This is a genomic window from Marinomonas sp. SBI8L (assembly GCF_001624705.1).
Classification (GTDB): domain Bacteria; phylum Pseudomonadota; class Gammaproteobacteria; order Pseudomonadales; family Marinomonadaceae; genus Marinomonas.
In genome coordinates this window covers 132,944-144,608 of sequence record NZ_JSEO01000014.1, presented here as the reverse complement: position 1 = coordinate 144,608, position 11,665 = coordinate 132,944, and the positions used below count along the sequence as shown (strand labels likewise).

At 41.9% G+C, this 11,665-nt stretch carries 13 protein-coding genes; 10 read left to right on the top strand and 3 right to left on the bottom strand.

Annotated features, from left to right (window positions below):
- The coding region (locus tag OA91_RS19410; RefSeq protein ID WP_197477849.1) for a hypothetical protein at positions 1 to 724 on the bottom strand (724 nt) is incomplete at its 3' end.
- Between the two features lie 439 nt (positions 725 to 1,163).
- On the opposite strand from OA91_RS19410, the gene OA91_RS19405 reads away from it, so the two are divergent.
- The 6 genes from OA91_RS19405 (at position 1,164) to OA91_RS19380 (ending at position 6,290) form a co-directional block, all read left to right on the top strand.
- On the top strand, positions 1,164 to 1,739 hold the full coding sequence (locus OA91_RS19405) for a GNAT family N-acetyltransferase (protein ID WP_197477848.1): 576 nt from the start codon (positions 1,164 to 1,166) through the stop codon (positions 1,737 to 1,739).
- 189 nt (positions 1,740 to 1,928) lie between these two features.
- Entirely contained in the window at positions 1,929 to 3,128 is a 1,200-nt protein-coding gene (gene chrA, locus OA91_RS19400; RefSeq protein WP_063336788.1) for a chromate efflux transporter, read from the top strand.
- A 135-nt stretch (positions 3,129 to 3,263) separates the two neighbouring features.
- Positions 3,264 to 4,334 (top strand): bifunctional transcriptional activator/DNA repair enzyme AdaA, encoded by a 1,071-nt coding sequence (locus OA91_RS19395; protein WP_063336789.1) that lies wholly within the window; start codon positions 3,264 to 3,266, stop codon positions 4,332 to 4,334.
- 46 nt (positions 4,335 to 4,380) lie between these two features.
- Positions 4,381 to 4,845, top strand: a complete 465-nt coding sequence (locus OA91_RS19390; RefSeq protein WP_331709766.1) for a hypothetical protein — start codon at positions 4,381 to 4,383, stop codon at positions 4,843 to 4,845.
- On the top strand, positions 4,842 to 5,453 hold the full coding sequence (gene sigZ, locus OA91_RS19385; protein WP_063336791.1) for an RNA polymerase sigma factor SigZ: 612 nt from the start codon (positions 4,842 to 4,844) through the stop codon (positions 5,451 to 5,453). Before OA91_RS19390 ends, sigZ begins: the two co-directional genes overlap by 4 nt.
- A 120-nt stretch (positions 5,454 to 5,573) precedes the next feature.
- On the top strand, positions 5,574 to 6,290 hold the full coding sequence (locus tag OA91_RS19380; RefSeq protein ID WP_063336792.1) for a glutathione S-transferase family protein: 717 nt from the start codon (positions 5,574 to 5,576) through the stop codon (positions 6,288 to 6,290).
- Between the two features lie 80 nt (positions 6,291 to 6,370).
- Here OA91_RS19380 and OA91_RS19375 read toward each other — a convergent pair whose 3' ends face one another.
- Positions 6,371 to 7,129 (bottom strand): substrate-binding periplasmic protein, encoded by a 759-nt coding sequence (locus OA91_RS19375; RefSeq protein WP_063336897.1) that lies wholly within the window; start codon positions 7,127 to 7,129, stop codon positions 6,371 to 6,373.
- Between the two features lie 190 nt (positions 7,130 to 7,319).
- Between OA91_RS19375 and OA91_RS19370 the strand changes: the two genes are divergently transcribed.
- The 4 genes from OA91_RS19370 to OA91_RS19355 all read left to right on the top strand — a co-directional run bounded on the left by OA91_RS19370 (position 7,320) and on the right by OA91_RS19355 (position 10,649).
- Positions 7,320 to 8,261, top strand: a complete 942-nt coding sequence (locus OA91_RS19370) for an aldo/keto reductase (protein WP_082828027.1) — start codon at positions 7,320 to 7,322, stop codon at positions 8,259 to 8,261.
- A gap of 29 nt (positions 8,262 to 8,290) precedes the next feature.
- Positions 8,291 to 8,770, top strand: a complete 480-nt coding sequence (locus OA91_RS19365; protein WP_063336793.1) for an ASCH domain-containing protein — start codon at positions 8,291 to 8,293, stop codon at positions 8,768 to 8,770.
- Between the two features lie 209 nt (positions 8,771 to 8,979).
- On the top strand, positions 8,980 to 9,645 hold the full coding sequence (locus tag OA91_RS19360) for a 7-cyano-7-deazaguanine/7-aminomethyl-7-deazaguanine transporter (RefSeq protein ID WP_082828026.1): 666 nt from the start codon (positions 8,980 to 8,982) through the stop codon (positions 9,643 to 9,645).
- Positions 9,646 to 9,863: 218 nt separating this feature from the next.
- Positions 9,864 to 10,649 carry a substrate-binding periplasmic protein gene (locus tag OA91_RS19355; protein ID WP_082828025.1) on the top strand — a complete coding sequence of 262 codons (786 nt, stop codon included), beginning with the start codon at positions 9,864 to 9,866 and terminating at the stop codon, positions 10,647 to 10,649.
- A gap of 18 nt (positions 10,650 to 10,667) precedes the next feature.
- On the opposite strand, the gene OA91_RS19350 is transcribed toward OA91_RS19355, so the two are convergent.
- Entirely contained in the window at positions 10,668 to 11,483 is an 816-nt protein-coding gene (locus tag OA91_RS19350) for a ferritin-like domain-containing protein (RefSeq protein ID WP_063336794.1), read from the bottom strand.
- Positions 11,484 to 11,665: the final 182 nt, after the last annotated feature.

Below are 11,665 nucleotides of genomic sequence, written 5' to 3'. Positions count from 1 at the left end.
TCTCTAGCGTGTAATCAGCGACTTTGTTAATGGTATTATCAAGTGCAGTCTCTAATTCGGCATAAAGGCTATCCAGCTCTGCTTGGTTATCGACGGCTTCTCCAAAACTTATGCTGGCTTTGGCGTTAGGACAGTCTTCCACACAGGCCCAACCCATAGGGTTTAGCGCCCCTTTTAAAACCTTTTTATCTGGATCATCAAACTCAATTTTATAGGGGACATCGCCGACTGGCGTTTTTTCTTTATCGTCATAAACCACTTCTAAAATGATGGGGGCAGGTGGCTGGCCAAAAGATGCGGGTACTTTAGGTTTACTGGTTTCTGGCTCAGGGTCTTTTACAACAGGTTCTGGGGCCTTTTCTTCCATAGGGGCTGGCGGATGTAAGTTGCCATTTGATTGTGCTGATTGAGCGCTAAAAGAGGCACCACTGCCTTTGGCGTCGAACCTCGCATTAAGGCGTCTGATAAGATCTTGGTTGGCTTGCGAGATTGCCAGAGGATTGACTTCAATGTCCCCTTTTATAAAGCAAAAAAGCGGTAGGTTTGGTGTGTCCGCTAAGGCGACCATTTCACCGTCAGCCAGTTTTTGTTTTACCTGTTCTGGGGAAAGGTTTGTGGGGGTGATTGCTTGCCAACTTTCTTCATTGAAAGAGGAAAAGTCTGCTTCTATTCTATTTGCATCATTTAGCAGAACTGAGTCAGTCGGGGTAATTCTATGGTACATCTTGGTCGCATCCTTGCGATTAAAAACGCGCATTAAACCTGAATAAAAGCAGTATGTTAATTCAATTTTTGTAAAGAAAATGCAGATTACTTGTCTGTTATGAGGATAATCCGCTATTCTCTTGTGTCTGGTGGAATGCGGATTAACTAAGGAACCTGCGATTAAGTCACCTCTTCTCAGTCTTTTCAGAAAAAGTATCACACAAGGCGTTACTTTGACGTAATGTAGGTACCTTTCGAGAAGTGACAACACAGGGTGTTACTTTTTCTGAAAGACCCGAAGGGCGTGGTCTAAAAGCCCTATTTTTATGTTGAAGAGCTTATCAATATAATGACTATTAAGTTGCGCTCCTCGCCATAAATCTAACGGCTTTTATCCTCACGCTGAGGCGGGAGGACTTATTCGCAGGTTCCCTAAACTAATGCAAGGAGTGGCGATAATGTTATCAACGAAAAGACTGGTATTAAGTAAGCCTTCTATTGCGGATTTTGCTTTGTTTAGTGAAATACTCACCTGCCCACAACAAACACGATTCCTGCCTAATGAATCTCCTTATAACTTGGTGCAAAGGGAAAACTACCTAAGAAATCGCATCAATCATTGGGAAGAGCATGGTTTTGGTACCTTTGTGATTTCATTAAAAGATGAAGGTTATGAAGACGCGTTAGCGCAAGTTTCTGATGAAGAAGCAGAGTTAGACATGCTAGCTCAAGCGGGTACTAAACTGGGTTTTATCGGAGTGGAATATACGCCCGTTGGTAGCGCGGTGGATATCCGTTTTGCTCTAACGAAGGAGCATGAGGGCTTTGGTTATACCAGTGAAGCAGCCAGTGAAATACTAGACTTTATCGCCAAAAACACCCCTCACAGGCAAATCTACGGCGTTGCTATGCCTGAGAATCAAGCCTCTAAAGCTGTATTGGTAAAATTAGGTATGACACCTGCGTTAGATGTAAAGCTCTATGAGGCGGATGACTTAGATTGTTTTAGTTTGGTACTGAACTTACATCAGTGAGACGATTTTCTGATACGGCTAGCCAATAAGAATGGCAAGAAAAAATAAAGGCCAAATAAAGAGCTACTTGATTTGCTCTTTACTTGGCCAACCTAAATACAGGCTTTACCTAAAAAAGCTTGCTCTGCAATATACTTTGTAACAACTTCTTAATAGACTCTTGGGCTCTTAAAATAGGAAGAGCAAACCATGTCTAGTCAAGTCGCCAGTGAGAATGCGCAAGTTTCTGTTTTCACAGTCTTTTTAAGCTTCTTAAAATTAGGGTTAACGTCTTTTGGAGGCCCAGCTGCCCATATCGGCTATTTCCGAAAAACCTTTGTGGAAGAAAAGGCCTGGGTTAGCGAAAGTCAATTTGGTCAATTACTTGCTATCTGCCAGTTTTTACCCGGCCCTGCGAGTAGCCAATTAGGTTTTGCAATTGGTGTATTAAAAGCCGGTTGGTTGGGGGCTATTGCAGCCTTTTTAGCTTTTACCTTACCCTCTGTTGCTATCTTAATTGGCTTTGCCAGCGCATTACCTTTGTTATCCAATACTTATGGAGAAGCCTTAATTCATGGCCTTAAATTAGTTGCCTGTATTGTGGTTGCCGATGCTGTGATAGGCATGGGTAAAAAGCTTTGCTCTGATAAGCAAAGGGCCAGTATCGCCATACTTGCAGCGAGTGCTGTGTTATTAATTGGCTTTGCGTGGGCGCAAATTCTTGTGGTTTTACTTGCAGGTATCGCAGGCTTGTTCTTATGTCGAAGTGTCAATCTAGAAGCTCACTCTCAACTGCAAGTACCTTATGGTAAGCGCTTAGGTTTAAGTCTATTAACTGTGTTTTTTGCACTGTTAGCCTTTTTCATACTCGTGCCAGCAGAAGGGCTTATGGCCATAGCGCAAGCCTTTTATCAGGCGGGTGCTTTGGTGTTTGGTGGTGGCCATGTGGTACTACCCTTGATTGAAGAATCCGTAGTAGGCACAGGTTGGGTAACGAATGAAAACTTCTTAGCCGGTTACGGTGCTTCACAAGCGATTCCTGGGCCTATGTTTGCCTTTGCCGCTTATTTAGGCGCTTTGATTCCCTCTGAGTTTGGTTATCTAGCGGGTGCGTTTAGTGCACTGATCTTTATGTTTTTACCTGGCTTTCTATTACTTGCAGGTGTGCTGCCTCTTTGGCAAAGCATCAGTCATAAGGCGAATCTAGCCTATGTGATTGCAGGTATTAACGCTGCTGTAGTGGGCATTTTAGCTGCGGCTCTTTACGACCCTATTTTTACCTCGGCGATTAGTTCTAATTTGGATTTTGTTATTGTGATTCTAGGTTATGGCTTACTGACTTTCTGGAAGAAATCTCCTTTGTTCATTGTGGCTTGGTGTGTGTTTGCTAGCATGATGAGTGTGATTTAACTTTTTTAGAAAGAGTGAAATTACTAAACAAGAATTGGATGGTTTCATGTTAGCGTATGCTTAATGATTAAGGCTGACTTACCCATTTTCGGGTGTCAGTCCTAATTCGCTTTAAGTAAGAGGGTAGGTGATTCTATGTCTAAGCTAACTGAATCAAAGATGGCGCAAGCCGTTAAAGACCGTAATACAAGTTATGATGGAAAATTTGTTTATGGAGTCGTGACCACAGGTGTTTTTTGCCAGCCCTCTTGCCCATCGCGTCAGGCGAATGCCGAAAATATCCGCTACTTTTCCTCAAAAGAACTCGCCTTACTAGCAGGCTTTCGTGCTTGTAAACGCTGCCTTGCCAACGAAGATATGACGGAACTCAACCAGCTTGTGGAGGTGGCACGTTATATTCAAAATCACTTAGAAGAAAGTCTTTCTCTAGAGCAACTGGCTCTGGTGGTTGGGCTCTCAGCATCTTGGTTACAACGTCGTTTTAAATTAGCATTTGGAGTAACCCCCAAAGCTTATCAAGATGCCTTACGTATGGGACAGTTCAAGCAATCCTTACAAGCTGGAGAGGCGATAACCGATGCTATTTTTGCTTCAGGTTATAGCTCTATTAGTCGCGTATACGGGCAATCATCAAGACACCTTGGTATGAGTCCAAAAGCCTATCGAGCGGGTGGGAAAGGGGAGCATATCTCTTATGGTTTTGCGTCCACGTCTTTAGGGTTAATTGCCATGGCCGCCACGCAAAAAGGGGTTTGTTTCGCGCAGTTTGGTGAAGATGAAAAAAGCTTAATTGAGCAAATGCAGGCGGAGTTTCCTAAGGCCGAATTAACCCCAAGTGATGCTCAAGATTCGATCGAATTATCCAACTGGATAGAGGCGCTTAATCAGCATATTAGTCAAGGTGCCCCCAGACCTGATTTGCCTTTAGATATAAGAGGTACGGCCTTTCAGATGCGAGTGTGGCAGTTCCTTCTAAGTATTAAAGAAGGGGATGTACTGAGCTATTCAGAAGTGGCACAAGGGATAGACAAGCCCAGAGCGTTTCGCGCAGTAGCGACAGCCTGTGGCAAAAACTCTATAGGTGTTTTGATTCCCTGTCATCGAGTATTAAGAGGCGATGGTAGCTTGGGTGGCTATCGCTGGGGATTAGAGCGAAAACGTACTCTTTTGGATGCAGAGAGGCGGGCAGTGTCAGTATCTGAATAACAAACTGGCATCACGAGAAAATCAGTTAAAAAAGGACATGCAACAAATGGAAAAACAAGACATAAAGTCGGCAAATCTCATGAGTCTGAATCCGATCAGGCAAGATGAGCAAACAGGCTGTGGTATCGCGAGCGTAGCGAACACTTTGGGTCTGAGTTATCAGGAAGTAAAAGCCCAAGCTAATCAGCTAGGCATCTTCGCAGATGATACAAAACTCTTTTCAGACACTGGCTATGTTCGTAAATTGTTGGCTCAATATAAAATAAAAACACATACTAAAGAGCTGCCTTTTACGAGTTGGGAAGCCTTGCCAGATCTCGCTTTGTTGGCCATTAAATACTATGAAGAGGCAGGTAAAGGCTTTTGGCACTGGGTTGTGTTTAAGCGCCTTAATGGGCAAGATTATGTACTCGATTCATCTCAATCTTTAACTTCGCACTTAAGACAAGACCTTGAGAATATGCAGCCTAAATGGTTTATTCCCATGAGTCTGGAGCCACAAACCCCATGACAGCAAGACCTCAGTTAGATCAAATTTGGCAAGAATATCGCCAAGCATTAAAAGCCTTTTTACATACTAAGGTAAGCTGCCCAGATGATGTGGATGATCTATTACAAGAGGTCTTGCTTAAGAGTTTTACTAAGCTGGATGGTCTAAAAGATGCGGCAAGTATTAAAGCTTGGCTGTTTCAAATCGCAAACCACAGTGTGATCGATTTTTATCGAAAGAACGCAAAAAAGGTGGACCAGATTGAAGGCGAAGAAGGGCATGTGGCAGAAGAGGGTAAAAGCGATACGTTTGATAATACTATTAAGGCTGAGCTATCCCATTGTGTGCAACCCTTTATCAGCGCATTGCCTTATGAACAAGCTGAGTTATTGCAGGCAATAGAGCTAGAAGGCATATCGCAAAAAGCCTACGCTGAGCAAAGAGGTATTCCTTATTCCACCCTTAAATCCCAAGTAAAAAAAGCACGATTAGAGCTGAAAGCCTTGTTTGATCAGTGTTGTCACTTTCAAGAAGATAAGCTCGGTAACCTGATTGAGTATGAAAGAAAGCAGAACTCGAATTTAGATATGAAAAAGTCAGGTTCTAAGGGTAGCTGTGACCCTTGTTAAGGGGCTCTATTCTTTTCTTTTTAACTTATTATTTTTTATTTTTCAAAAAGCGTCGTCTTTTTCTTCGGTGCTTCGTCTTATTAGTAAATAGATTAAACCTTTTTATTAAGAGAGAAGAATATGATCAAGATAGTTAGCTTTAAAATTTGCCCTTTCGTACAACGTGTTACTGCCTTGCTAGAAGCGAAACAATTGGCTTATCAGGTGGAATACATCAGCTTAAAAGATAAACCACAATGGTTTTTAGACATTTCCCCTAATGGGCAGGTGCCGCTTTTAATTACCGAAGAAGGTATCGCCTTGTTTGAGTCAGAAGCGATTGTGGAATACATCAACGAAGTGAGCCGTCCCCTTGAAGATAACTTAACCCCAGAGCAAAAAGCCTTAGACAGAGCTTGGGGCTACATGGCGGCGAAACATTATCTTGTGCAGTGCAGTGCTATGCGAAGTGCCGATGAAGACACCTTATGTGAACGCATGACCAAGCTAAGTAAGCCTTTTGCCAAGGTCGAGGCGGAATTAGCGAAAAGAGAGAGTGCTTCTGGCCACCTATTTAAAGGTGAGCAACTAAGTAATGTGGACATTGCTTGGCTGCCTTTATTGCACAGGGCTCAGATCATTCAGCAGCATACGGGCTTTGACCTTTTTGCAAACAAGCCAAATGTAAAAGCGTGGCAAACGGCTTTGTTTGAAACGGGATTGTTTGGAGCATCAGTAGCGGATGACTTTGAAGAGGCGTTTACTGGTTTTTATCTGTCGGATCAAACCTATTTAGGCCAAGGCGCTAAATGTTGCGAAACTCGTTCAAACTCTAATGACGAGCTAGCCTGCTGCTAGTAATACCTGCTGCAAGTAATAGATGCCTCTTACCTTAATCACAGATTCTTTAAGAGTAAGGGGCATTTTTTATATCTGTCTTACTGAGTGGTCAGTTGATGTTTTTGTTTTAAGGCTTGAATGAAGCCCGGCAAGCTTTGTACTTGGTTCAGTGCTTTTTGAAAATCGAATACCAAATCTTCTTCAGTTTGATGATGGAAGGCAAAGCATAAAGGGCGCTTTTCAAGTAACCAAACGACCTTAAAATTCTTAGGGTTTTCACCCATTTTTATAAGTTGCCTAAAGACAGTGGTTTCTTCGCTTGAGATAAGGTCTACATGGCCATGTTTTAGCATTAAGATGGCACTATTTAAGAAATTTGATAGATGTATTTTTGTCTCAGAAAAGTCTTTATCTTGTAAAAGCTGTTGCCCAATATCTGATTTGATTGCCACAATTTTATATTGCTTTGCATCTTCAATAGACTCTATTGTGATGTTTGATTTACGGCGAGAAATTAACACAATACGAATATCAATAATGGGGCAAGCCCATTTAAATAAATCCTCTCTGGATTCACTGCGAGTGGTAGAAAACAGCAAGGTATTATCTTGCTGTAGACCTAAGGAGTAACCACGTGCCCAAGGAAATACATGGATTTTTTGAGGCGCAACATCCATTACCTCCCAGACCTTATTTAATACCTCGATAGAAAAGCCTTGGGGAATACCCTGTTCATCTTGGTAGTTATAAGGCGCATATTGTTCTGTAATGTATTCAAGGTTCTCTAAGGAATTTGCCGCTAGGCTAAAGCCAGACAAAAAGAAAAGAAAACATATGAAGTATTTAAATAACTTCATATCCACCTCATCAATCACTCGTCTTACTTTAAGTATGGTGCAGTCTTGGGAAAAGCGTATTTTGTTTTGTGAAATTTTTTAGTACTTGAATAGCTAGGTTCCCTAGGCTCTTAGTGAGTGACTTCATTCTAAGGAGAAATAGGCTCGCTGCCTTTCCTATCTCTAACTAAGATTATCTAAAGGAAAGTTTATGCTTGAGGTTAGTATGTCTGCTTATTATCCAGTTGAAATTGCGAGTAACTTTAAAATCCCCGACATAGGGCTAGGTACCTATCAAGTGAGCGATGAAGCGGTTGAGGCCTTAGTTTGCCAAGCTTTGGTGTTAGGTTATCGCCATATAGATACCGCTGAGGGTTATCATAATGAAGCGGGCGTTGGACGGGCTATTCAAGATTATCTAAAACAAGGCATAAGCTCACGGGCGGCTATTTTTATTAGCTCTAAACTCTGGTCAGGGAATGCGAATTGGGGGCAGACGCCCAAGAATTATTCAGCCTGCCTACAAGCTTTTAATGAGAGTTTAGATCGTTTGCAGCTCGACTATTTAGATCTCTACTTGATCCACGCGCCTTTTAAGAAGCAGGAATATATTGAGCAATGGCATGCCTTGGTTGATCTGAAAAAAGCCGGCAAAGTTAGACACATAGGAGTGAGTAATTTTACGCAACAGCATATTGAAGACTTAATTCAAGCAGGCTTACCTAAACCAGAAGTAAACCAAATTGAGTTACACCCTTGGTGTCAGAAGCCTGAGTTGGTCGCTTATCTTAAAACTAATCACATCTTGCCTATGGCTTACAGTAGCTTGGTGCCACTAGCGAATTGGCGTACTGAACCTAAATTAGAAAGTGCAAAAACCGATAAGATGCAGGTGCTCTCCAAGGATCAAGACTTTGTGATTAACCGTCTGGCGCAAGAGTATCAGGTGACACCTGCCCAGCTTTTACTGCGTTGGGCTTTGGAAGAAGGCTTTGCAGTCATCCCTAAAAGTTTAAACTCAACTCACCTTGCTGAAAACCTTGAACTTTACCACTTTAGATTAGATGATGTGAGCAAGCAGGCGTTAAGAGAGTTAGACCTAGCTATGCCAGTATCATGGCCAAGCTGTGATCCTAGCCAGCTATCATCCTAAAAAAGCTTAAATAGAGATAAGGAAACCCTATGTTAGAGCCAAGATCACAGGCATATTTAGACACTTACCTAGTAAGTCTTTGTGAAGAGGAACAAGCCAAGGTAAGCAGTGTGAGCGCTGATTATTTTTGTGCCGATGAATACAATGCCAATGTCTGTGCTGACCTTATTTTAAAGGATGAGAAAACCGCTTCTTGTAGTATGGCGCATTGGTATGAGGTCGAAGGTGACCCTATGCCAGAAGTCGGCGCCTTACAGGTTGTCACTAACTGGGACGGTGAGCCTATATGTATTATCGAAATTACCTCAGTAACCCTTTGTGCTTATCAAGATGTAACCGCTGAATTTGCCGCAGCAGAGGGAGAAGGGGATAAAAGCCTGAGTTGGTGGCGTGATGCCCATTGGGACTTTTTTAGCCAAGAGTGTGATGAATTAAAGATTACCCCACAAGAAGACATGATGTTGGTGTTAGAGCGATTTAAGCGCGTTTTCCCCATTCCTATTTCTTAGCTCTTTTTTAGTATTTTCTTCTCTAAGTGCTTTTTCTAGTTAAGCGTTTTTTAAACTGGTTTTTATAATATGAAAACTAAAACTCAAAATGTCTGACCGATCGGTTAAATATAGTTTCATTTAGCTTTACACACCTGTCTAAATTATGGACAATGCGCGCCTGATTCAGGGTTCCCTCACCCCTGGCGTTTCATAAAAAGGACAATACAATGCAAATGACTCCGACATTTGATGCATTATCTAACAATGCGTCAACCATAAAAAAAGCCCTGCTTATTCTTGCTGGATTCCATATTCTTATCTTGGCATCGAGTAACTATCTCGTTCAACTTCCCTTTACCATCTTTGGTTTACATACGACTTGGGGAGCTTTCACCTTTCCTTTTGTATTCCTAGCGACTGATTTAACCGTTCGCCTTTATGGTGCTGCTTTAGCAAGACGTATCATTTTGACCGTGATGTTACCTGCATTGCTGGTGTCTTACGTGGCTTCTGTCCTGTTTTATCAGGGTAGTTACCAAGGGATAGAAAAACTTGCGCAACTTGATACTTTTGTTGCTCGTATCGCCATTGCAAGCTTTGCGGCGTATGTCGTTGGCCAAGTCATGGATGTAACTGTTTTTAATAAACTAAGACAGGCAAAAGCTTGGTGGATTGCCCCATCTTTATCCACTGTAGTGGGTAACGCCGTGGATACCTTGGTTTTCTTTGGTGTAGCTTTTTATCAAAGTAGCGATGCTTTTATGGCAGAAAACTGGGTAGAAATTGCTCTAGTCGATTATGGCTTTAAGCTGATTATCAGCCTATGTATGTTTGTGCCCTTATACGGTGTCTTACTGAATAAACTGACTCAAAAGCTAGCTAAATCAGCCTAAGCTTGCTCTAAGTACTATCTCAAAGCCTTATCTCTAAAGCCTCAATTTATTGGGGCTTTTTTGTATCTGATCTTTAGTATTATACGCTCAAGTTATCGTGTTTTTAATTTTATGAATCAGCTTCACATTAGTACACGCTTTATCGCTCGGCGATCCTAGATGGTTTGTTTATACTAACTGACACTTAATTCAGTTTTATTTTGACTAAGTGACTAGCCATGAATAAAAAACAGATACGAGTACTTACTTTTCTGATCACTTTTGCTGGATTTCAGGCCAATAACCTTAATGCTGAAACCGTCAGATTAACCAGTGGCGAATGGGCGCCTTTCACCTCAGAACATACTCTAAAGCATAATGGACTTGTCTCTAGAATCGTTCGTGACTCCTTTGCACTAGAAGGAATCGACGTCGAGTTTGGCTACTTTCCTTGGAAGCGCTATTTAAGGCTTGCCAGAGAAGGGCGATGGGATGGTTCAGTTGGTTGGGCGATTACAAGGCCTGATATACAAGAAGACTTTTATATAAGTGATGCAACCAACTCGATACCTAAAGTGCTGTTTTCCTTAAAAGAAAAACCATTAATCTGGGATTCCATGGCGGACTTAAAAAATAAGCAGATAGGAATAACAGATGGGTATTTTTATGGTGATATGTTTGAAGAGGCGAAACAAAACAAGCTCTTCAAGGTGCAATATGTGTCGACCGAGCGCCTTAACATCACCAAGCTATTAGGTGGACGAATGGATGCTGTGGCAATGGGAATGGACCCAGGGCTATATATGATTAAAAAGGACTTACCAGCGGATCAAGCTGATCGCATTACTTATCATCCTAAGCTCTTAGCTGAAACCTTTCAAAGTGTCATCTTTCCTAAAAAGTTAGAGCGAAGCGCTCGTTTAGTCGAAACCTTCAATAAAGGTTTAAAGCGGCTGAAAGCATCCGGTAAATACGATCAATACTTTGCTGAATCTAGAGCCGGTCTATATCTACTCGAAAACTGACCGATGTTTATCTAAGGGTTAGCCTTGGCGCTTGTAAGTGGCGCTTTGCTCTAAATAATTAAGCTCATTTTGGCTAAAACCAGAGGCGAGCCGTGCCTCATGATTAAAGGGGCCACTTAAAGGCTGCTTCATATACTTTTCAATTAAGTGAATGAAATGCGTATCAGGGTTAAGTTTGGCTTGCTCACAACGATAACGAAACCAGCGAGTACCGGAACTCACATGGCCAACTTCTTCATTACAAATCTTGGTAAGAACCTTTACCATCTGCTTGTCATTTTGAGCTTCAAACTTTTTTAATGTGCCTGGGATTACATCCAAGGCGCGTGCTTCAAATACCCTGTGAACTATTGCCATTCTATCGGTGAGATCATCTGCTGTGGTGACGGCCATTTTCCATAACTCATTGTGAGCAGGAAAACTGCCATAGTCATAACCCATTTCTCTGAGCCTTTCGCGTAACAGGCTAAAGTGTTCAGCTTCTTCTTGGGCGCATTGCACCCAATCTTGGTAGTAGTCTTTAGGCATATCTCGATAACGATAAATTGAGTCCCAAGCAAGGTTAACTGCTGTTAGCTCAATATGGGCCAGAGCATGAATAAGCGCCGCTCTGCCAGCTTCTTTCTTTAGCTTCCGTTTACCTATCTCCCTTGGCATGACAATTTCAGGTTTCTCTAGGCGGCCCGGTTCATTAAGACGTTCTATGGGTGCGCCTTCACGCCAACTTAACTTATTCGCTTGCCAAGCGGCGCAGGTTTGATAAGTAAGTGCGATTTTATCGTCTGGATCAGCAGCTAAAAAACACGATTTGGCTTCTTGATAGAGGTTTTGCATGGAAAGAATTGTGTCTTAGGGAGAATAAAGGGGCGCTATTTTAACAAGGTGAATAATGGCTCTTTTGATCTAACTCAGGAAATAATCTGTCTTTTGTCTCTTTAGTAAACAAAGAATGTGACATTTGTCTTATGGGTATTTGTGAAAACGCTAATATCATTATTTATATCAAACTATGCTAA